Source organism: Bacillus sp. RCC_6_1 (assembly GCF_041360755.1).
Classification (GTDB): domain Bacteria; phylum Bacillota; class Bacilli; order Bacillales; family Bacillaceae_G; genus Bacillus_A; species Bacillus_A cereus.
Map to the genome: position 1 here is coordinate 82,169 of NZ_JBFUPV010000010.1, position 23,912 is coordinate 106,080.

Sequence of the window (23,912 nt, forward strand, 5' to 3'; positions counted from 1 at the left end):
AAACTCCTCTTTGATAGAAAATCACTTTAAAGTAATAGCATGTTTTCAAAAGGCACTTTTGTTGCGTTTTGTATTTTTGTTAATAGTTCGGTGAGAAGCGATTCTATTTCAAATCCATCCAAATTACATGGCATATTATCAATAAGGTTATATTTGACTCTAACCTCTAAACGATCCTCTATTTCTTCTAACGGCATCGCACTAAATAAACTCTGTTCATATATAAATCCATCCTGAAGATTTTTTTGTATTTCTGTCTTGTCTTTGTAAACAATGGTTACTTGTGCTAATTCAATAAAAGGATTATCTAAAGTTAATTTTGTATTCCAGTTTAGACTCCAGATTTCACAGCGGCCATCCGCATGCACAACATTAGCAGCTACAGATGGAGTAATTGTAAATAAACGATCTACTGGAACATTTGTAAAAGTAGTTGTTTTTCCTTCAACTACTTTCAGTCCTCTTTCCTCACGTTCATGCTCAAGCGAAATTTCCGCACCAAACAATGCAATTTCACAAAATACTTGTTCCATTATGGGTTTAATGCCTTCATACGTTCGAACAGCAAATACACTAAATTCTTGTGTTTCATCCGTTCGAACTAATTCATACATGCTAAATTCCGCTGCATTTACAATTGCAAAAGGAATATCTTGTACAAAATTAGGATTTATAAATAGAGAATCCGGAATCACTGTCTCTGGATGTTTGAAAAACTCTAAACCAAGCTGATATCCTTTTAGAAATGCATTCTTAGCAGCAGCTGGGAATAATGTTTCAAATCTTTTGAGATTGCTTTTAAATTGCTTCTCTTCGACCTCGTTATTAAATTCTCTATCTTGTAAAATGTTTACACGATCAGCAAGCAGTAAAAAATAGTAGTTAATAAGAGAATTAATTCTCTCCTCAAAAACTTGATTATCTTTACAATATTTATCAAATCTTCTTTTACTTTCACTAATAATTTCATTCATTCTTTAATACTCTCCTTATCATTTTCTAGTTATTAAATAAAAAAAGACACACCAATGGCAGGTATATGCCCTCGGTGTGTCCGTTTAGCAAGAATTAAATATCTCTCGATTTGTATATTAATTTTAAACAATAAAACTTATGTATAAGACTATCTATATAATATCTAAATGTCAATACTACTTCGCAATTATTAAATAAACTCACAAAAATAATGCTTCTAATTGATTAACCTTTTCTTTTTTGCATATGTCATTTAATAACCTAATTCAGTTAATACTATTAGTATATCTAAGTATAGGATTTTCATAACAAAATTTCGATTTTTTTATTTACAACTAAATTTCAAAAGTAAAAAACATTCATTTAATATATTCCTTACCTTAGAGAACTTTAAATATAAAACAATCTTTATATTACTCATAGCATAACTAACAGCAAACGACTAAAGCATATTAATGTTATGTAAACAATAAAGCGACACAAACTCGTTCAGTTGATATTAACATATCAACTGACATCGACATGAAATTTCATATTGAGAGATGAATACAAGTTAAACTAACCATCCAGTTCATACCTAAGCCAATTTATTAATTACATATTTCGCAAACAAAAATTATAAAATTGCTTTTAAGTTCCTATTTTAGTTATTAGACAAAAAGCACGCTAATAATGAATATACATCCATAACATATTTTTCTTGTAACAATTAAAATGACTTTTAGTTAGTATATACTTATATTGGAATGATACACAAAATCATTTCTTCTACTCAAATACTATAAAAACTACAATCTATAATTATAGATTGTAAAGATATTAGCTGCACTTTTTTTATCATAGAAAAGAACTCATACTTATAGTATGCCCAAATAAATAAGTCGTATACCTAAGTATTACAACTGCTATTTATAACCAAAACTCCCAATATGCTACACCGTTCTTTTTATAAACCTCCTTGATCAAGAAGGTTTCAAAGAAAGTCTATCTCCATTTAATTTTTAACACAATTTGAAGTACACAACCCAAATTTGTTAATGTCATATAAACAATTAACCAACACTAATACCCTCGAATGAAATTAACATATCAATTGACATTGATATGAAAGGAAATAAAAATGTACAGATGTTAATTTCATATTGATATTTTATGTGTTATATCAATCCGATGATACTCAGATATAAATTAACGTAAAACCAATTAGTAGATCTACATTTATTATCATTAGTTACTGAAATGTAATAACTAACAAACCAGCGCATGCTATATTTTATTACTAATTACTTTTATTAACTTTCTAATGGGTATTTAAGTCATAAACACCCATTAGAATAACTAGTATCTCTAAATGTAAATGGTAGTTTTCTATTTCTGATCAACATGACATTAACAATTAGGATGATTTATCCTTTGTTTGGGTGTTTTTTGTTAATGTCGTATTAATCTCATAGCAATACCTCATTTTATGTCAATGTTATCTTTATGGATATTCGAAGTATGCTTATCTAATTTTCGTTAACATATCAATCTCATTGTCTTGTTTATGATCTTATTAATATATGTAAACATATACTAGAAATCGGATATCTACAAAATACATCACTTGGATTATTCTAGTATTCTAAGTCGAACCTTAGTATCTTAAAAACTTCCTCAAAATTATCTATAAAATCCTTCGTTTATGGTTCACATTTCATGTTAAAAGGTAATCTTTTTAGATCAGCATGTATACAAAGGGTTGATCTATATCTATTATAGTTAACAAAACATTAACAATAGGTGTTCGTATGTTATTAGTAGGTGGTTGTAGTATTGATTTCATGTCAATGTCATGTTTCATGTTAATGTCAACTCACAGGCTCAATCTGTTCTTTAATACTGATAAAGATCATTTTGTTGATACTGACTACATAAATTTCTATCATGACATGCAATATACAACTTAAATTGTACATTCTATACTAAATTAATATACATAAGTAGATCCTAACTTGTATGTAGCAAGTAAATAGGGAGTAGGACGAACCTCTTCGAAGCATTATGATTGTACTCCTATATCCTTAAATACCGTTTTGTTTATTGAACAATACTAACTCTACATTAATATTATTTACTTTTTACTAGCTTTTATACGTGATAATTAGATTTTGAGCGTTACTTTGTGTATTTTCCGTTATATAACCGGATTATATCCTTATAACTTATTTACAAAATAGCTTTATTTCCTTATCATTAATATTAAGTAGCCTAATTTGTTAATCTCATAGCAACTATCAGTAGCGCTACTACAATAATATATATATTCCCATTAACAAAACATTACCAATTATATATTTCAAATTGGTAATGTTTTGTTAATGATTCACCGAATTCTATGCTAAACGTCAATGTTTTGTTAACAAGTATATGTTTACATGTTAATTCTATATTTCATGTAATTCACTGGATTGGTAGGGATTTTTACAAATATTATCGAAATACTAGCTAACATGTTAATCTCAGCTCACATGTTAATTATAATTAGTTATTTATGAGTTGATTTTTGAGGAGGTAGTTACAATGATTGAGCAAAAAAATGAAAAACAAGACCATCAAATTAACGATGATGATATATTAGATGATAATGTTTTCGAAAAAGCATGGCGAATAACAGAATTCTCAAAACTAGTAGGACGTCATCATAATACAGTTTATAATTGGTTCAATATCCTAGAAGAAAAGGGACTTCATGAAACTTTAAGAACTCAAAATACAAATGAAAAACTCTATAATGCTTTAGATCTTGAAATTGCTCTATTTATAAAGCAGAAAAGGGATGAGAAATGGTCTCTAGATGCAATTATTGACCTTTTACCACACCAATTTGATTTAAGACCAGTTTCACCAGAACATCAAACAAATGAGGTATCCACTGAATTAAACCTTCAAGCTACTGCTGAAATTATTGAAAAAATGGTAACTAAACAGTTAGAAGAAAAAATAAAACATATTGAATCTCATTATGAAGAGAGGGTAGAAAGTATATTAAAGCAGTTACCACAACCAGAAGATGTAGAAACGCTAAAATTACGCCAACGCCAAGATAGGCTTGATAATTTTATTATTGAGCATAGGGCACGTCAGGAATTAAGAAAACAAGCAGAGAGCTTATGGAATAACAAACCTGAGGAAGAACGCACTAGAAAAGCAGGCTGGTTTAAAAAAGAGGAAGACTTGAGTAAAAAACAACTCTTCATAGAGCAGTACATACAAGATAATATTATTGAGTATATAAAATCTCTTATGGATTCAGTGGAATAATAAAAAAGTCTGGAACTTAGTCCAGACTTTTTTATTATTTTGTAGTACCAAACATCTTATCTGGATCTAGAAAATCTGCTAGATCTTCATCTTCATTTGCTCCAGCATTATTATTTTCTTCGTCACTACCCATATCAATAAAATCTCCAAATGCAAAACCTAAATCCTCATCCTCATCTATACTTTCAATCGTACTAATTTGAGACTTTTTATACTGAATTTGGCTTTGTCTTTCTTTAAATTCATTAAATTCTTCAACTAAACCTTTAGATAATCTCGATGGTAATGCATCGGTTTTATAGAAGGTATATACAGTTCCTAAGAAATCATTCTTACTTACCAAATATCCATTAAAAACTGTACCATTTATAGGTAAATTATTTGAAACTTCTACCTTAGCGTCATCCATAAAGGAATCATTAATATTCTTTTGCTCATCTAGGATAGCAAGCATACCAAAATGATGTACTTTTGATGCTTCAACAGAACCATCATCGTTCTTCTTCATCAAATCAATCGGGGGATGGAAAGAGCTTCCTCTTAATGATTCTTGGAACATTTCTATAATTGCATGGCTATTTTCTATTTGATTCATATTACGTGAAACCTTATTAATTACTAAACAGCCCGTTTTCTCAAGTAAAATACGTTTAAAATCTTGAGAATCCAGTATTACAGATGTACCAGATCCATTAGCAGCGGTATTTAACTCATGAATAATTTCACTAATACGTTGATTTGCATAATCTCGTGAATTAGCGATACCTTTTTTCTCATTTTCATTCAATTCCTTAAATTCATCGTAAAAATGCTGGTTATCAGCAAACACAACAAATGCTACACCTTTTGATTTATCATTTGCTAATTTCCAAATTTCCTGTGAAAATTTATTTACTTGTCGTAATACATCAGGCCCATCTGCTCGGACGGGAAGAGTTACAACAATCCCCATTTTAATAAAGTCTTTGCGCTCAATAGCATTTTCAAAGGCTATTCTCGCAAACTTCGCTTGATTCGCCTTGATTTCAGACATTGGATATAGCTGCGCAACTTTTTGTAATTCTTGTCTGATTACTGGCTTGTTATGAAAAGCCGAAAATTCTTCAATAGCCTTAATGATTGTAGAAGTTCCAGTTCCTCCACCTAAACCTGCAAAAAATAAAACAAGTTCATCCGAAGGTCTTACTCGTTCAGTAATAAATTCTTTTAGCTTTTCTTTTGCTTCCTCATTTGAATCAAGGACTTTTACTGCACGCTCAGGATTCTTACCTAAACCACCTAATTTCAGTGAAACTTGATTACTTTTGGGTACATTTTTTAATTCAGCTAGATCTCCATCATTACTATTTAGTGCTAAGCAATTATATACTGCTGTACCATCTGTATGTGTATATTCCGCAAATTTATCTACCATTCTAGTACCAGCTTGACCAAAACCGACCATCGTCATTTTAACTGCCACTTCATTCTTCAAGAAGTTTTTTGCCATTATTTTATCTCTCCTTATTTATCTTTTTTCTTTTCCCTAACTCAATCAGTACTTGTTGCCCTCTATAAGTTGAGATCAAAAATTTATATGGGTGCATGGTTTTTTCATAGATTAAAGACATTGATGATAGTGTACTCACACTTATTTCAGCTGAACGTCTAGATATATTCGTACGTTCAACCTCTAAAGAATAGGATTTTCCCTTTTTTTTCTTTACTCTCCTATCAATAACTACATTTTCCACTATTTCATTAATAGATATGCCCCTCATGTACTTCGTCTCTTGAAATTGTTTATTTACTATGTTTCCTATGTATAGAAATACACTATAGAGTATCTCATCTTGTTCAAGTATATCAGCAAACATGTTTACTACTTCATCTGCAAACTTGATTGTTTGATATTTTTCACTTAAAACTTCGTTCAAGTCGTCCCCCCCTTAAAACACTGGTTAATTATTCCTAGAAACATAGTACATCATTACACGTCGTATATCAAGTCATTATAAATAAAACTTATATACAGGACTTGTATATAAGACTTATAAAATTAAAAATAGAATTAATATATATTTTATAAGGGTTTATGTATACGCCTTATATATAATGCGTATACATGTTATATCAATCTTAAATTTCATGTGATTGACATTTCAAAAAAGATTATTAAAAAAACCAAATCAAAATTCTAAAAAACAGATAAAAAACCACTAATTTTTTTAGCATAAAAATTCCAGAAAAACTTATACACCTTATATATAAGCTTTACATATAAAATGTATAAAATAACGCTTTTATATCGTAGTTAAATCAAAAAACAAATTATCTAGTTTACATACAAGTTTTATATAAGACCCTTATATAAAACTTGTATGTAAACTGTATTTGTAAAGCTTATATAATTCAACTAAACTTTTTTACTATTCCAACAATAAATATTATTCGAGTGTATTTATATTACTAGGGAGATTTCAAGACATTCTTATAGCAATTCACACTAAGTTTTTCTTTGTTACCTAGCTGTTTTAACGGGATTTATCACTTATAAGACCGCTCATTGTTAATGTTATGTTAATGTACTGTTCTTCACTTAGTACTTGTTAGTTCAGATTATTATATATGTTATAAGAAAAATTATCCTCTTTTCCTCATTTGAATTCAATTCCTTGTCAATTTCATTCATTCCTCAAAAGCCAGTAGAAGAGGTTGTTAATTTCATATGAACAGCATCAATATCCTTGATATTCAACATATTAAAAAGGGAGTACTAGGATAAATCAACTTTGACATTCTAAAAGTAGTAGGCTAACAATCACATCTCTATTATAAAAAAGAAACATTTGTTCAAACTAGATTATTAAAAGTGAAATCTCATCTTATTAACATCAAAGTGATACTTACATTATAATAAAATTTTTTGTAATGCAGGAGGAATGATGATAGCAATTACAACCTCACATAAAATTAACAACTGTTCAATTTTATTATTTCAGTTAAGATAACTCCTTGTTTAACGAAGAAAAAGTGAAGGTAATTCAATTGACTAAAACCAATATGTTAAGTATCTATAGACATATTGTTAACTTATTTATGATTTGGTATAAACAATTAATATTATTTGTCTAAGTGAATTTATGATTCTATACAAGAAAAAAACATAAAAGAAAAAGGTGGAATTTTACATTGAGCAAATAGTAAAAGTTGAAAAGAGCGTTTCATCACTAATAAAAAGTTGAATTTCGAATTAAGGATAGAAAAAATTATTCTTTATTATCAATAAACCTTTTTATAAATCTTGAATAATTTTAATCAATTAAAATAGTAGTTTGGCTATCTAATAAATGTTAGGACGTCATAACATTATTTTATAAATAGAATTTCATTATAACTATTGTTAGGTATCTAGTAGTAGCTCGTCCTAACAAAACAAACGATTTAATAGAGCCTTATAAATCAATAATTTATAAGAGATTTATAAGAGTAGTTTTCATCTCAACTTCAACGTACAAAATGAAGTACCTCTAAAAATTAAAATGTCTTATTTATCTTTTCAGGTTTTACAACCACCACATCAATGTAATAGTATATTAAAAATAATAAGTATTTAATTTAGTTTAATTCAATATAAGAGGTGTATGCATTGTCCGAAAAAGTGTATAAATATAGAAGATCAGGTACCCAAAAACATTTTCACTTAAAAGAAGCTGACATATTTGTCTTTACAGTTTTATATTACAAAAGAGCACTTACAACAAGGCAAATCACGCAGTTATATAGTGCATTTGAGGGAAGAGAATGTTCTGAAGCTAGCATATTTACAAAGCTTGACCGGTACTCACAATATGGAGCTATGTTAACTAAAAGAATAGATAAAAGGGCTGACAGCATTACGAAACGCGCTTTATTTTCCTTAAAAGAAAAGACAATTGAATTCTTATTGGAAATAGGAAGAATTCCCAAAAAAAGTTCAAAAAGACGGTACTCAAGAACAACTTCTCTTCACACTATGTGTTCACGTGAAGTCATGATCCGTACTCTTTTAGCGACTACAAAGAAGACACAAACCAATGAAGTATTATATGAATTGGATATTCGTTCTTTTTACCAGAAAAAAAATATAAAAATTGAGGACAACCAATTGGCCTTGATTCCTGATGAACATATTTCATACCAAGATAAAAATATCCATATTGAGATGGACATGTGCAAAGAGACAAATTCTATCTTAGTTGAAAAAGTAGAGAAGTACATAGAATATGCAAAAAAAACAAATGAGGATGTAACGGTTGTCTTTGTTATGTACGACAAATCAATGTTCCTTGCTGAAGATGCAGAACCGCCATACATACGTATGAAAAATCTATTATTTTCTATGCGGAAGCATCATGAATTATTAATGAATATACCAAATCTAAATGTACACATTTGCTCATTGAAAGATGCTGGGGATGTTATTTCAGATATCATTCTAGGAACAAATGATAATCAAAACTTGGAACAAGATATTCTTTTCCCTTTATCTCAACGTACAGTAGGAGATGTCAATTGGCGTTACACTTTTGTCGAAAAAATTCAAACGTTTAAAGAATCAATAGATGGTGGCCTTCGACGCACATACAAGAGAGATAAAGCTTCTATTCAAGATTTCTTTTTTATTTTTGGAAATGAAAATGATTACCGAATGATTGCAAGATTAGATGATGTCGTGTTTTCAAGAAGGGATGGAGATGAAGGCGTTCCGCTTGTAGTTATCTATCCTAAACGTGAAAATCCTAGAGATATTCTACTGATGGACACTTATGATAATGTACTACTTCTATCCATTCAAAATACAAATATAGCAACCGATGAACAGATCATGGTACATGCTGCAAATAACGTTAATCCGAAAAGACGTAAACTTGTAGAATTATATTAATCGTTTATTTTTTATATATTTTTATATAACTTTATTGATTTTTATTATTTAAGGTGATAGAATAACGTTTGAACTAAACACTCAAAACTACAATCAAATCAGAACATATGAAATTAAGGCAAGCGACACACGCTGTTTTTACAGTGGGTGTCGCTTGCCTTTTTTTGTATGGAGAAAGGTGGAAGTGGAAAATGACAATGAACTTACAATTTGCAACAACTACTGGGGGAGTGCTCTCAGCAAGAGAAGCATTTAAAACTCCAGAACTAGTCCTTAAACATATTACAGAAGGGGGAGCTAAATTTTGCGTTTCCCTACAAGATATCAAAATTCCAGGGAAACCTAATTATTATTGGTACGATGTAATAATTGAAACTGCGGCGAGTAACAAACTAGAGATAAATATTGCAGTACTTTCTCAAGAAGAATATAACCAATTGTGTGAAGGAGATAGTATTGACTTATATTTAAAACAAACTGAAGATGCAGCGAAGTTCTTTCTAAAAAAATCAAAGGAACAATTCAAGCCAGAACTTCATAATCGTTTTACATTACACCATAAAGCTCAACTATGTCTTTAAAAAGTAGGTGAACCCTTATGGAGGCATCTAAGCAAAGATTACCATTATACACTACAATCGCCTTAATTAGCGGATTTATCCTTTCATTTGGATTTGGTGTAGCAAACTACATCCAGTTACTCTACTATGCATTTGAACCACCGTCTTATCCTATAGAAATTACATATGTACCACTATTTTTAATGTTCTTCTCTTTGCTATTAGGAGAATTTAGTTTTAGGTTCTACAGCCGTATCCCAGCTTTACAATTTCAAAATGGCAAGTTATTAATTTTAATTGCTTCTCATATTGCAGTAGATATTCAGTTTTTATGGTTTGCAACTACTCCTATCCATGCGAAAGTTATTCCTTATCTTATGAATAAAGCAAAACATGTTAATTTTGGTGAATATCAAGCAATAGGGGATGTATTAACAGGAAATTTCCATACACTCACCATGATATTTGTATTCTTACCGACCGTATTTATGATTTTGTTTACTCTTTGGTATAGTGGCCATATTATCCGTTACAGAGAAGAAATCTTAAAGTGGGTACAAAAATACGAATATAAAAATCATAAGTTGCAAAAGTGGTTTAATAGCCAAGAGGAACAAATATATCCTGATGTTGATATAGGTCCTCATATTAAGCACAAAGAAATGATTCGAATCAAGGGGAAAGATAGAACCCTAAATGGAATTATTATTGGTCCTATTGGTTCTGGTAAGACATCTAGTTTAATTATTCCAATGATTAATCAAGATTTACACTGGATGGTACGTTTTATAAATAAGTTTGAAAATACGTATAAAAAGAATAATTATGATACAGAAGAAGTAAAAGGAACATTTTTAAATGGGATAACTGTTATTGAACCGAGTAATGATTTATGTCAAAAGGTATTTAAGTTAGTACAAGCACACAAGATTCCTGAAAGTTCAATTTATTATATTGATCCCACAAACCCTGATACCAAAAACATTAATATTTTACGTGGACCAGTTGATAAAGTAGCCGAGGTTTTTGCAATGGTTATCCAGGGTCTGTCGGAATCTAATAATGCATTCTTTGAACAAGCACAACGGAACCACCTTAAGCAACATATTTATTTATTAAAACTACATAACCCACAAAAAGATGTGACCTTTGATGACTTAATAGATATGTACGACGATGTAGAACGTGTACACCGTATGCACAAACTATTAAAAGTACAGGTAGAAAAATTATATGATTTTGTTCAAAGTGGTGTTGCTTCACGTGATCAAAAAAACGAATATAAGATTATAAAAGGTATCGATGAATGGTTCGATAATACCATTCGTGAAAAAACGGGTTTCCAAGGGGAACCGGCCGTTTATAAATCTGGAAAATATCGTGGAAAACCAATGCATTATGACCGGGAAGAAGAATATGTAAAAGGTTTGCGTAACATCTTAAAAGATTTAGCCTCAAATGTTTTAATACGACGTGTTTTATTTGGAAAATCAGATTTTGATTTTGATGTTCACCTAGAGCAAGGTGGTATTTTACTAGTAAATACAGCCAAAGGAGAACTTGCAGATCTTTCTAATGTACTAGGAAAATTCGTATTACTAAGTATGCAAAATGCTGTATTCCGAAGAGAACCAAATATTTCACCATACCATCATATTATTGTGGATGAATTCCCTGATTATGTTGTGCGCCCGTTCAAAGAGTTCCCTGCACAATCTCGTAAATATAAAGTCATTCTGACAATTGCAAGTCAAACACTATCTCAATTAGCTTTGGATTTCACAGAGCAGTATATGTTTACTTTACTAGGTTCGTTCCGTAACAAGATGATATTTGGTGATGTAACACCATATGATGCGAAAATTTTCTCTGACATGTTTGGTGAAACAGAGGAATTTAAAGAATCCGAATCCGAACAAGGGATTTCTCCTATGCAAGAGAATCCCGTTAGTCGCTTAGGTTCGACATATCAAAAATTAAAAGAAGTCGTTATGTCACCAGGAGATATTATGGCACAAGGTGCCTTCATTTGTGCTGCGCGTATTGTACAAGACAATCATGTGCAACCTGTACAACAAATTACTAGTAACTTTGTACCCAAAGAGGAATTTGCTCAAGCAATCATTCAAGTAGAGATCAAGTCTGGACAATATTGGGAAACTGAACGTCTTCGACTCATTGAAGAATCTATCGCAAAATCAAATCCTATGAAACATGTAGATGCAAATAATAAAAAACAGATAGAATCATTTCCACCTATGCATGGTGATAAAATAGAACAAAATAATTCCATAGAAACAAACACTGTAGAAAATGTAACTTTTCCTAATTATTTTAAGGGTGTCAGTCAACAGGGAAATGTTATTGAAGAAACTGAAAATAAGTTGTATGAAGAAATTAAGGCATTCGTTATTGAATCACAACAAATCTCACCATCTCTTTTGCAAAGAAAATTCAGAATCAGCCATATAAAGGCTGTAAAATTTATTGAGAAGTTAGAACAAAATCACATTGTGAGCACTTACACCGGGAATAGCCCTCGTAAAGTTTTAATTTCAAACAATAATAATACGTTGATATTATCAAAGGATTCTCAAATCAATACTACTCCTTCATCTAATACAGATTTAGATAATACGACTTCACGAGAAAATAGCATTCCAAACGAAAAATCAGAAGCAAAGCAAGAGGAAACAGGCTTCTTTAAAGACATCCTATATGATGATGTAGTAGCCTTTGTTAAGGCATCAGGGAATTCTTCTATACATGCACTACAGAACGCATTTAAAATTGATTATACACGTGCTTCAAGATTACAAGATGCCCTACAACGGAATGGCGAGCTGCCGAATATAACAAAAGAGACACATAGGGAAATAGTAGGTCCTAAAAAAAATATGGAGCTAGCAGAACGGAAGAAAGAGGTATCTAATACTATGCTGGAACCAAAAAGGGATATAGATTACCCAATTCATTTAGGAATTCCTGTAGAAACTGATCCATTGCAAAAAAAGCTTCTAACAGAGGGACTTATAACCACAGTATTAGAGGAAACAAAAACAGATATGAAAACTAATTTGAAACCAGCTACAAAAACAGTTAATCCCACTAAAGAAAATAAACTTGATGAAGAGGTTGCAAAAGTTTACGAATCTATTAGCATTACTGTTCATCAAAACTTAGAAAAGAATATGGTAGAGAACACTAGAAATAATGAAGAGCAGCATGAAGATAAACATATCGACTATAAAGAACGCAAAAAAAACTTAAAAGCCAAACAAAAGAATACGTATAACAATACAAATTCACTACTTAATAAAAACCAGCAACAAAATAAAAATACATCTAATGTAATGAGTAAGGAATTAGATGATTTTTTTGATTAATACCTATAGAAACCTAAAATAACTTTTTATTCAAGATTATATTTTTAGGGAAAATCTAACTTAAATTAGGAGGAAAGGTTAGATATAGTATTTTAACTTTTCCCTTTTCAAAAAATAATACTTGCACAAATTACATAAAAACGTTATATTTTAATTAATAATTATACAAATAAAACATGACTTACGTGAAGGACACACCTTACGTACCATTCCAACGGTACAGGTGTGTCCTTTTTTACGTTCTAGGAGGAAAATATAATGGTTGAAGATAAGGTAAATACTCATATTACAAAAGAACTAGGGATGGCATTTGAACCGGATAACACGCTAGAGGACATCTTTATAGAATCAACTTTCAATCAATTTGAAAGAATACGTGAACATGAATTAGAAGAATTAGCTCGTATGAAACGTGAACGTACTGTAGGGAAAGGCTTAATTACCATAGTATCTGAAAAATTATTCCCAACTAAAAACGGGACATCTGAGCGGATACAAGTGCTCACAATGCAAATTGGTACTCATACGACAGCATATTGTCCACTTACAGAGGCAGGTATAAATATTCCTAAAAATCCTCAATGGCTAATAGGTAAAACAAAACCCGTTATTATTGAGCATTTCCAAAGAACTGAGGAAGGGAACTTTGCTGTTGTATCTATCACTGCAGGAGAACTTGCACTGCAAAGAAAATTATATGAAGAAATAGTAGAGCAAGAGGGGAATAAAGTATACACAGGAACAGTTTCTGGACATATTCCATCTGCACAAACTATTCTGGTTGAAGTTCATGGTGTAACAGTAGGAGTAAGATACTCGCAATGGTCTCATTCATTCGTTCGTTCGGCGGATATTATTATTGGCGATGTTGTAGAGCTTATCATCGATAAAGTAGTGGAAAAGGATGGGCGCTATGAGTTTAGAGGAAATAAAAAGAAACTTGAAACGGATCCAATGGAAAAACTATTAGAATTAAAAAAACGACGTGACCGCTTTGTAGGTAAAATTGTAGGTGTAGATGCTATTGCTGGGATTTTCGTAGAAGTTGCACCAGGTATTCAGTTTAAAGGGCTAAAGGGTCGTAATCTGGCAAATCCAACTGTGGATGACGCAGTAAACCAAACAATTGTTACATGTGAGCTGCTTAATATTGATGCTAAAAATAGAAGAGGAACTGTACGTATCCTAAATTATCCGCAAGGCCAAAGTAAAAAATCTAATTCGTCAATTTACCAATTTTAATGGATGATTATGCGTACAATAGAGAAACAAATGTCTACTTATATTCCTTCTATTCCTCATTTATCAAGTGAGGATATACAAGGACTTCAAATATATCGGATACATGATTTGGATAAAACCTATATATTCCACTCTTATGACGAATTAGTTAAGTTTAAGCAGCTTTTAACAGAGGAACAATATGCTATACTCAATTTTATTGGTGTTCATACATCCGTTCGGTTTAATCATTTATTATATCTATTCAAGAATAAATTTTCGCGGAAGAAAATTAACAATGCACTTCAAGGATTACTTTACTATCAATTTATCGAAAAATGGCAAGTAGAAATTTTTGATATGGAAATCTTTGAAGAAACATATACCTTATCCAATAATGGATTTAAACTACTAAAATACTGGCAAGGAAATATGTTCTTCTTTGCCCCAGAGCGTCTTGACAATCATGGTAAATATGTTCACCTGCGTTATTGGCATGACATAGACCTACTTTGTCATTTACGCTACGCTCCTTCATTTTTAGGTCATATTATGCATCCATCTATTAGTAAAGGGGTTTTTACCCCTTCTTTAAGTTTTATAATAAATGGAGGAAAAGAACGTAAATTTAACTTTGTTGTATACTCCACCTTATTATCTGATCAAAAGGATCGATTAAAACGAATAATTGCTAGATGGAAGACTTTTGTAGAGTCAGGAAAAGATGTTATTATGCAGGACTTAGGGAATAACCCTACAATCTTAGTTATTTATGTTTCTACTAAAAAACAAGCAAAGCAAATTAATAATGAACTATTACTTGATTTAATTCCTGGTAAAGTATTGTTATGCATAGGGGAATCTTTACATTTTCAAGGATTACAACACGCTTTTTATCAACCTCTTGCAGAAGGGGAGATTAAACAATTAGATACAAAGCTATTTATAGAAAACTAAGCCACCTTACAAGCTTTCGCTTCAAGGGTGGCTTGTTTATTTTATAATTAGCTTGGAATATTCAAAAAAACTTAACAAAATTAATAATCCTGTATCTACCTCTATACAAAGCAAGGATTTTGCGAAATAATATTCTTTGATACCTGTTAATAAAATAACATTATATACAAATATAGTTATTTCATTGGAGGAATATACAAGAAAGGAGTACTATATTGCTACGTATACAAAGAGGGTACATGTACGATCCTGATAATAATGAGGTAATAGTAAATGAAATTTTCTATGATGGTACATCAGAAAAAAAGTTAGGCAGTAAAATGGGGATATTTGATCCAGTTAAAGTACCTATTGCTATTTTTGAAAAGGTCCAGGAAAACGAAAGTATGACCTATATGGAAAATGTTGAAGTAGAAGAAAAAAATATTAAGGAAATACTTTGTTATTTAGTTCAAAATCAAAAGCCCGAAAAACTATATTTTGAAATACAGTACATGAAGTAACACCAGGGCCTGAATATAAGAGGGGATTTATAGCAGGGGATTTAGGGGCATTATTATACAATACATGTGGGATCTGCATATAAACTTCCTTCTTATCCCTGTTCTATTGAAAACAATTGAATATAATATAAAAATGGTTTAATATAAATCTATATTTATTGTTTAATTGATTCCGTCTATTCCCACACCCTATGTGTTGTGGTTGAGTTTTAGAAACAAGTTGTATTCTTGTTTCAATTATGAAAGGGCTTCTTTGAGCCGATTAGTGTATATATAGCTTATTTTGCTATGCACATTTTAATCGACTTGAAGAAGTCCTTTTTGTGTTGTCTTCGAGTTAGGAATCACTTATACATAAACCTTCAGGACTAAAAGTATGCTAAATGAGAAAACACAAATTTTGTGCTTTTTGTTTAATTTAGAGGAGAGATTATATGAATTTTTACAGAGTATAGCATAAAAAATATGGATAAAACGCACATATTTCGTGCTTTTTATTTAGAAGAGAGGATATTTATGATGAAATATGAACATGCAATTACTTTGGATATGCCAACATTATCAATAGGGGGTATCATTTAAACCTTTCAAAAGAAAAAAATTAATAAATACGTTAAAAGTTATGAACTTACTATCTATAAAATAAAACCTTTATCGCCTCTTTATATTGTTGAAAACTTCAAAATTTGACGATGAAGTAAGATAATAACTATTAATTCATAATGGCATTTGGAAGGGAAGAACAAGGAAATTTAAATATGTAAAGTACTTGTTGCAATGCTAAAAGCACAAGGAATTAGAATATGAAACTTGAGAGGAGTTATATAATATGATTACAGTTAATCGAGGATACATGTATAATCCAGATGATAATGAAGTCTTAATTACCGAAATTTATTATGAAGCTGCTACAGATACTAAACTAGGAAGTAAAATGAATAACTTATCTTACTCAGCCATTCCTAATGAGATTAAAGAAAAAATAGAAGCAACTGCTTCATTATCCTATGCGGAAAGCATTGAGATGTCTCAGCCATTAGCTGTCCTATATCAAAATGAAATTAACATATATGGAAAACCAGAAAAATTATACTTTGAGTATACAAACATTTAAAAAGAAAAAAAGACATTGAACAGTTTGTTTCAATGTCTTTTTTCTTTTTAAACTATAGAGGAACAAATGGTTAAGGCTTTGTTTGGCATCCTATAGTGTTTTAGGTGTGTTATACTTATATTTGTAAATTATAATATTCCGTAGAACGTTAGGTTTGTTTGCTACTATTCGATATATATAACTGGAGGGAAAATTATGTTTTTTTTTAAAAAGGCAGTATGTGGTGTTTGTGATATAAAGGTTGGTTTAAATCGTTATAAAATACTAAAATCTGATGCATGGCTATGCCCAGATTGCTTTCATAAAGCAGGTGGCTTGGGTGTTGTAAGTGTAAGTACGGACACTATCGAAGAATTGAAAGCTACAATCGATGCAAAGGTAGCAAAACTTGCTGAGGATCCATTGTCATGCGCTGAAGGAATGTATCAATTCTGTATAGATAATACATTCGGTTCTGGCTTTAATGAAAAGTGGGGTGTAAAACACTTCAAGGTATTAGAAGATAACTTGATGAATGGCGAAAAAATTCATATGACTTATATCGGAATGCACGATTATCAATCTACAACAAAGCATGATGGTTATTATGCCTACGCCATAAGTAATAAACGCATTATGTTCGGACAAAAAACAATGACTGGTGAAAAATTCAAAGCAGTAGATCATGAAAAGATAAATGATATATCTTTTGAAATAGGGATGTGGTTAGGCTTTCTAACAATTGATACTCCGCAAGAAAAGATCAAAGTTGCGTTAGATAAAGATTCAGCAAAATCCATTAATAATCATATCCATCAAGTTCTAGATGCTTTAAAAAGCAAACCTACTGAAGCTCAACCACAAGCAGTATCTGCTCCAATATCAACAGCAGACGAATTAAAGAAATTCAAAGAGCTGTGTGATATGGGTGTTATTACAGAAGATGAGTTTAACGCCAAAAAGAAGCAGTTACTTGGTATATAAATACAAGATAAAAAAGGCAAGTATATTAGAGGGAAAAAGACATTAAACGTATTTGTTCAATGTCTTTTTTATTACACTGCAGAGAAGCATGTATAATAAATATTGTAAATGAAATAGAAACTGCACCCTATACGAATTATTGACTAACCTAGAGTTTCTTTTTAGATGACAGTTTATTAAATTTTTAGCGATAAAAGCCAATAATTTAAAATTGAGACATCCTATTTTTTATAATCTGACTAATAATTTTTGTTACCTAGGACAAGGATACCAAGGTGCTGAGGAGGTACTAAGAAAAGTACGAATTTTCCCAAAGTCATCATAAATATTGCGTGGAATAGTCCAAGTGTGCGTGACAGTATAGTTCTTTAACCTACAATCAGGTGATACAATATCCCGCCATTCAGTAAGGAACCCTCCATCTTTGGTTAAATAAAGAATCTTAAAAACCGGATTCCACACTACTTCCCCCAAGAGGGTCCTGTTGTTATTTAGGATGTATGAAAAACTAACTTGACTACTCTTATCAGAATTTAGCATAACTGTACCAGTAACGTTAGATATAGACATAAAAACATCGCTTTTATCTCCAGTACTACTGTTGAATACAATCCAGCCTGGGGCAAAGTATATTTTAGTTAAGCGGATATTATCCAATTCAGCAATTTTTAAGACTGTGTCTTTTGGTTCAAATCCCATAAAATATCCCCTCTCATCCAAAAATATATTCATTGTATGAATGTATTTTTGTCCTAGTAAATTGGATTTAACTATTTTTAAAAATTAGGCAGTATTACTACTTTACTTAAATCTAAAATACATAAGTTGTCATGAACGAATTATTATTTTGAAGGAGATGAAATATTAATGCATATAGTTCCGTGTTGTCATCTACAGGTATATACATCATTTACACCAAATCCTATGCAGTATATTCCATATGGGTCATGGAATACTTTTGTACAGCTCAACCCGCAACCACTACTTCCTGGTACTTTTGTAGAACTCAATCCACAGCCACTACCTCCAAGATATCATTATTAAAAACAAAGGCTTTCTAAAAAACTTAAATTGCGGAGTACATCTAAAGACCACTGGAAAGGTAATCTTTAGATGTATTTACATACAGAACATTGCTTCATATACAACTACAGAGGAACAAAGCATTCTATTACAAGTAACCCCTAATTTAACTTTCACTTACCTTTGGACTTTCGTCCTTCATAAAGTTAAGGAATAAGGTATCTGTGATGATGGGTTCTAACAAGACTTCAAGAAGGTTTACAAATGTTATTAAGCATTGAAGGACGTTGAGAAATAAGGGCACAATATGAAAATAAATATGTAATAGTAAGGAGAAGAGAAGCGCATATATAATATACTTAAACGTCAATATAATTCTATTTTCCAAGGGGTGATTTGGATTAACGAGGAAGTACAAAGAGAGCTAAACCTATTAGTACAAAAAATTTGTGAGACCGTGTCTTCTATCCAAAAAATTATCCTTTTTGGCTCTCATGCTTATGGTACACCAAATAAAGATAGTGATTTTGATCTTTGTATTATTGTGGATGGTGTAGGAACAAGAAAAAGAGAAGTGATTAATCTTATCAATTGGGGTATTTACGATGTGATGGAAACACCAGTTGATATTTTAGTATATGGACCTGAAGAGTTTCAAGAACGTGCTAACCGTAATGTAACCATGGAATACAAAATTGCACTAGGGGGGCAAGTTTTATATGAAAAATACTGAGAATCTAGAAGAGTTGCTATTCATTGCAAAATCTATTTTAGATTCTGCTAGGTACTTAACTCACATGAAACCTTTCCCTGCCTCAGTTATTTGTTACCATAGTCAACAATGTGTTGGGAAACCTCTAAAAGGATTTCTTACACTAAACATTAGAACAGCCCCTAAAACTCATAACCTTTTAATGCTGCACAAATTTTGTCTTAAATTAGATGAGGAGTTCTCATTGATTTTAGAACAATACGTGCAGCTGAATGGTTATGTTACAAACATTCGTTATCCGTATTTTGAAGCACTTACTGTCCAAGATGGATTAATGGCTCAACATGCTCAAAAAGTAATGAGTTTCTATAATGAAAAATTAAACAAGCTAAATATACATGAAATTGTGATTGATTAAAAATAGAGGATATGCATAAGAGAGGGTTCCTATAGCAAGGGACTCTCTTTTTCTATGTAGAAAAGAAGAGGCATGTTTTATAATGATGAATACTTATAGAGAAATTAAAGAGGAAATGAAAAAAGCCTATTTATCTCGAGATTGTTGTTTTGTAGGTTACAGTGGGGAAAAGATAGTCCGTTGACACTATTATGTAATACAATTGCTGAGATTCTGCTAGAGAACCGTACAAAACCTATTCATATCTTAGCTTCCTAAGTTGGAGTAGAAACACTTGCTATGATGGCTGATATCTCACAGACATTATACAAAATATCTAGGTTAATACAGATAAACAAGCAGCTAATCGCTTGTTCATACACTTCTAAACCTCTCACGATAACAATAATTAAGAGCCTTGCTTAATAAGACGAACAATGAATTTATTTCGCATTTGCTGCGTCAAGATACGTTTATTCAACCCTACTCGTTTTACTTTAAGTCGATTCATCTTTTGTATAGCAACCTCAGACAAAGCCTTAGGCGCATCATTTTCGTAAACCCATCGATATAAGTACCTCCATTAAAATCAAATGCCACAAATAGGGGATTATTTGTGTGTTGTCGAGGTCTTACGGGTTCAGGCCTAGTCGAATAATATTTGTAAAGTTGCTGTGTATCTTCAACTGTTAAGAAGACAGATCTAGTAGCTCCATTTTCACATGGAACAATTATAGTGTTCCTAGCAAGCTGTATATGGCTCATATTAGGCGATACAAGCTCTTGTAAGGACAACCCATAGTTTTACTACTAAATCTATTATAAAAGCGTTTCTATCCATAATAAGAGGGCGATATTTAACTTATCTTTCTGTTAATCCTTTTGTTGGAAGTATAGTTTGTTTTAATAGTTTTTTTCTGCTTCGATCATAAAATCCTTATCACTGAGTGATTGATCAGGAATTAAGGAGAGGTGAAAATCATATACTGAAGTTTAGACATGTTCAATTTATTTAAGAACCGCCATATTCTGTGTCTTGTTTTCTAGCTCATAGAAATACTCCTAATAATTTTCTTTAGGTAGTTCCACTCCATGATTCGATATGTAGGAGTTTCTCATTTACTCTTAGTCACTTATAAAAACCTTTAATATCGTAATTATAACGTTCAACCCTAGATTTTTTACGTTCATTTTCTGCTAAATAAGCAAAAAAATCCTTCTAATGCTACTTCTAAACTAATACCCTTGTTCATTATAATCATCTAAATTCTTATCATATATTATAACAAAAAATAAGTGAAAGACCTGCTACCGCCCTTTGCTACGCTCGGTTGCTGGCATATCAAAAAGGAAAACGGACAAACAACCCTTTTCCTTTTTGATATGTTGTTTTTTATTTTCAATGAAAAAAAGACAAATCTCGTCCTAATAAGGATTCGTAGATTTGTCCTTTTACATGGGAGTAATGATATGTTAATTACCATTATTATAACGGATTTTACAAATATTTTCAATTAGGTCTTACATCTTATTAACAATCATATTAGTAATAATAAAATCTATTTTGAACTACCCCCACTTTCACTTCGTTTAGAAGTGAAAGTGGGGGATTCCTAAGTAAAGAGTTCTATCGAACTCTAATTGATTAGGCTATCTCCGCAGTCCTTGCGGTTAGAAGCCTTATCGCTTCATTCTTTAGATTGATACTTGCGTTAATATCCCTATCATGATGTGTTTGACATGAAGGGCAAACACATTTACGTAGGTTTAGATTTTTAACGTCTTTATTTTGATATCCACAACAAGAACATAATTGGCTGGAAGCAAATGTTTTCGATACGACAATGACTTGTTTTCCATACCAGTTTGCTTTGTATTCTAACATGGATCGAAATTGCGACCAAGATACCTCACTAATTGCTTTTGCTAACTTATGATTCTTTAACATATTCGATACTTGCAAATCCTCTATACCGATAACATCGTGGTTTTTGATGATTTCAGTTGAAATTTTGTCCAAGTAATCTTTTCTAGTATTTGATATGTATCCATGAATTCTAGCTACCTTTACTCGTTGTTTATTCCAGCGAGAAGATCCTTTCATTCTTCTAGAAAGAACGCGCTGTGCTTTCGCCAACTTATCTTCTAATGATCGGAAAAACTTCGGATTTTTATAGTGAGTTCCATCTGACAAAATAGCGAAATCTTTTAGTCCTACATCTATTCCAATGTAAGAATGTGTTTTCGGAAGTTCTTGTACTTCTGTTTCAACTAATAGTGACACAAAATATCTACCAGAAGGGTTCCGTCTAACTGTAGCATTTACAATACGCCCCTCTACTTCGCGACTTTTGGCAAATCGAACAAGGCCTAGTTTCGGCAACTTTATTTTGTTCCCTACAACAGCAATGTTTTCATTTGTTTGTTTTGTGGTATAAGATTGTACGTTGTTCTTCTTAGATTTAAAGCGCGGTGCGCTGTTCTGTTTTTTGAAAAAGCGCGTATAGGCATCCGCAAGGTTGCGAACAGACGACTGAATCGCAATGCTATCCACTTCTTTTAGCCAAACAAGCTCTTTCTTCATGGCAGGTAGTTTGGCAGAGCATGTACCATATGTTAAACCTTTCCCAGTTTCTTTGTATGCGTGATCCCATAGGGATAGGAAATGATTGAATACAAAGCGAGAACAACCTATCGTTTTGTTGATTAGAATTGCTTGTGCTTGATTTGGATAGATACGAAACTTATAGGCTTTATTAATTATCATTTGATTCACCTCCATTTCGGTATATGATTATTATACACCGAACGTACATTCGATAGATAGTGAAGTAACACCTTATGTATGTCGAACAATTAAGATGGCTCCTTGCCATCCCTTGTTCGAAGCCAATTCATCTCCCACCTACTCACTTCGCGTTCCTTGAAGAAGGAGTCTTCTTGGCTAAAATGAATAAAAAAAATATATATAATAGCAGGGAGAAGAGAAACGCATGTATAATATACTTAAACGTCAATTTAATTACATTATCCGAGGGGTGATTCGGATTAACGAAGAGGTACAAAGAGAATTGGACCTATTGGTGCAAAAGATTCGTGAAACTGTATCTTCTGTCCAAAAAATCATCCTTTTTGGCTCTCATGCATATGGCACACCAAATGAAGACAGTGATTTTGATCTCTGTATTGTTGTGGAAGGTGTAGGAGAAAGAAAAAGGGAAGTCATTAATCGTATTAATTGGGGAATTTACGATGTAATGGAAACGCCAGTTGATATTTTAGTGTATGGGCCAGAAGAGTTTCAAGAACGTGCTAGTCGTACTGTAACTATGGAACATAAGATTGCACTAGAAGGGACGGTCCTATATGAAAAATATTGAGGATCTAAAAGAGTGGGTATTCATTGCAAAATCCGATTTAGATTCTGCTATTTACTTATCTGATATGAAACCTTTCCCCACTGCAATTATTTGTTATCATAGTCAACAATGTGTGGAGAAACTCCTAAAAGGATTTCTTGCACTAAACGGTAGGCCAGTCCCTAAAACTCATAACCTTTTAATGCTGCATAAATTTTGTTGTAGATTAGATGAGGAGTTCTCATTGATTTTAGAACAATGCGTGCAGCTGAATGGTTATGCTACAGACATTCGTTATCCGTATTTTGAAGCCCTTACTGTTCAAGATGGGTTAATAGCTATACAACATGCTCAAAAAGTAATTCGTTTTTATAAAGAGACCTTAAACAAGCTAAATATAAATAAAATCGTAATCGATTAAATATAGAGGAAATACATAAAAGAAAGTGCCTTAATAAGGGACTCTCTTTTTCTATCTCAAAAAGAGGAGGAATGCCCCATACATAACAAAATAAAATCTTATTTTGCTAGGG

General features: G+C 31.6%; 18 protein-coding genes and 2 pseudogenes. 14 read left to right on the forward strand and 6 right to left on the reverse strand.

Translation table 11 applies throughout. From position 1 onward, the window contains the following. Positions 1-26 precede the first annotated feature (26 nt). Positions 27-974, reverse strand: coding sequence for a hypothetical protein (locus AB6801_RS23015; RefSeq protein ID WP_370941175.1), 948 nt, complete (start codon positions 972-974; stop codon positions 27-29). A gap of 2,563 nt (positions 975-3,537) precedes the next feature. Between AB6801_RS23015 and AB6801_RS23020 the strand changes: the two genes are divergently transcribed. Continuing rightward, complete coding sequence (locus tag AB6801_RS23020) at positions 3,538-4,278, forward strand: MerR family transcriptional regulator (protein ID WP_000572539.1); 741 nt, start codon at positions 3,538-3,540, stop codon at positions 4,276-4,278. A 34-nt stretch (positions 4,279-4,312) separates the two neighbouring features. On the opposite strand, the gene AB6801_RS23025 is transcribed toward AB6801_RS23020, so the two are convergent. Beyond that, on the reverse strand, positions 4,313-5,767 hold the full coding sequence (locus tag AB6801_RS23025) for an FtsZ/tubulin family protein (RefSeq protein ID WP_001097031.1): 1,455 nt from the start codon (positions 5,765-5,767) through the stop codon (positions 4,313-4,315). Between the two features lie 4 nt (positions 5,768-5,771). Further along, positions 5,772-6,194: a hypothetical protein gene (locus AB6801_RS23030; protein ID WP_001006726.1), complete on the reverse strand. Its 423-nt coding sequence runs from the start codon at positions 6,192-6,194 to the stop codon at positions 5,772-5,774. Between the two features lie 1,712 nt (positions 6,195-7,906). On the opposite strand from AB6801_RS23030, the gene AB6801_RS23035 reads away from it, so the two are divergent. The 8 genes from AB6801_RS23035 (at position 7,907) to AB6801_RS23070 (ending at position 17,888) form a co-directional block, all read left to right on the forward strand. After that, positions 7,907-9,184: a replication-relaxation family protein gene (locus tag AB6801_RS23035; RefSeq protein ID WP_001291941.1), complete on the forward strand. Its 1,278-nt coding sequence runs from the start codon at positions 7,907-7,909 to the stop codon at positions 9,182-9,184. Positions 9,185-9,291: 107 nt separating this feature from the next. Next, entirely contained in the window at positions 9,292-9,765 is a 474-nt protein-coding gene (locus AB6801_RS23040) for a hypothetical protein (RefSeq protein ID WP_370941176.1), read from the forward strand. Between the two features lie 17 nt (positions 9,766-9,782). Beyond that, positions 9,783-13,130 carry a DNA translocase FtsK gene (locus AB6801_RS23045; protein WP_097842790.1) on the forward strand — a complete coding sequence of 1,116 codons (3,348 nt, stop codon included), beginning with the start codon at positions 9,783-9,785 and terminating at the stop codon, positions 13,128-13,130. Positions 13,131-13,388: 258 nt separating this feature from the next. Next, on the forward strand, positions 13,389-14,372 hold the full coding sequence (locus AB6801_RS23050; RefSeq protein ID WP_370941177.1) for an RNA-binding protein: 984 nt from the start codon (positions 13,389-13,391) through the stop codon (positions 14,370-14,372). Positions 14,373-14,381: 9 nt separating this feature from the next. Continuing rightward, entirely contained in the window at positions 14,382-15,308 is a 927-nt protein-coding gene (locus AB6801_RS23055; protein WP_001259114.1) for a hypothetical protein, read from the forward strand. Positions 15,309-15,523: 215 nt separating this feature from the next. Beyond that, positions 15,524-15,811: a hypothetical protein gene (locus tag AB6801_RS23060; protein ID WP_002183131.1), complete on the forward strand. Its 288-nt coding sequence runs from the start codon at positions 15,524-15,526 to the stop codon at positions 15,809-15,811. Positions 15,812-16,640: 829 nt separating this feature from the next. Then, complete coding sequence (locus AB6801_RS23065) at positions 16,641-16,925, forward strand: hypothetical protein (RefSeq protein ID WP_097842789.1); 285 nt, start codon at positions 16,641-16,643, stop codon at positions 16,923-16,925. A 195-nt stretch (positions 16,926-17,120) separates the two neighbouring features. Next, on the forward strand, positions 17,121-17,888 hold the full coding sequence (locus AB6801_RS23070; protein WP_370941178.1) for a PH domain-containing protein: 768 nt from the start codon (positions 17,121-17,123) through the stop codon (positions 17,886-17,888). Between the two features lie 252 nt (positions 17,889-18,140). Here the strand turns inward: AB6801_RS23070 and AB6801_RS23075 are convergent, their stop codons facing one another. Then, a complete protein-coding gene (locus AB6801_RS23075) occupies positions 18,141-18,587 on the reverse strand; it encodes a hypothetical protein (RefSeq protein ID WP_000505330.1) in 447 nt (148 codons plus the stop codon). Positions 18,588-19,257: 670 nt separating this feature from the next. Here AB6801_RS23075 and AB6801_RS23080 point away from each other — a divergent pair. The 3 genes and pseudogenes from AB6801_RS23080 to AB6801_RS23090 form a co-directional block, all read left to right on the forward strand. Continuing rightward, complete coding sequence (locus AB6801_RS23080; protein ID WP_033667292.1) at positions 19,258-19,644, forward strand: nucleotidyltransferase domain-containing protein; 387 nt, start codon at positions 19,258-19,260, stop codon at positions 19,642-19,644. Beyond that, on the forward strand, positions 19,631-20,041 hold the full coding sequence (locus AB6801_RS23085; protein WP_000798890.1) for a HEPN domain-containing protein: 411 nt from the start codon (positions 19,631-19,633) through the stop codon (positions 20,039-20,041). The genes AB6801_RS23080 and AB6801_RS23085 overlap by 14 nt, the downstream gene beginning before the upstream one ends. Before the next feature lie 82 nt (positions 20,042-20,123). Next, positions 20,124-20,296: pseudogene (locus tag AB6801_RS23090) on the forward strand (phosphoadenosine phosphosulfate reductase family protein); the annotation flags it as partial. Positions 20,297-20,435: 139 nt separating this feature from the next. Here the strand turns inward: AB6801_RS23090 and AB6801_RS23095 are convergent. Continuing rightward, a pseudogene (locus AB6801_RS23095) lies at positions 20,436-21,273 on the reverse strand (integrase); the annotation flags it as partial. Positions 21,274-21,665: 392 nt separating this feature from the next. After that, complete coding sequence (gene tnpB, locus AB6801_RS23100) at positions 21,666-22,787, reverse strand: IS200/IS605 family element RNA-guided endonuclease TnpB (RefSeq protein WP_103652983.1); 1,122 nt, start codon at positions 22,785-22,787, stop codon at positions 21,666-21,668. Positions 22,788-23,013: 226 nt separating this feature from the next. On the opposite strand from tnpB, the gene AB6801_RS23105 reads away from it, so the two are divergent. Then, complete coding sequence (locus tag AB6801_RS23105; protein WP_000282361.1) at positions 23,014-23,400, forward strand: nucleotidyltransferase domain-containing protein; 387 nt, start codon at positions 23,014-23,016, stop codon at positions 23,398-23,400. Next, positions 23,387-23,800 carry a HEPN domain-containing protein gene (locus tag AB6801_RS23110; protein ID WP_000789088.1) on the forward strand — a complete coding sequence of 138 codons (414 nt, stop codon included), beginning with the start codon at positions 23,387-23,389 and terminating at the stop codon, positions 23,798-23,800. The genes AB6801_RS23105 and AB6801_RS23110 overlap by 14 nt, the downstream gene beginning before the upstream one ends. The last annotated feature ends 112 nt before the right edge of the window (positions 23,801-23,912 follow it).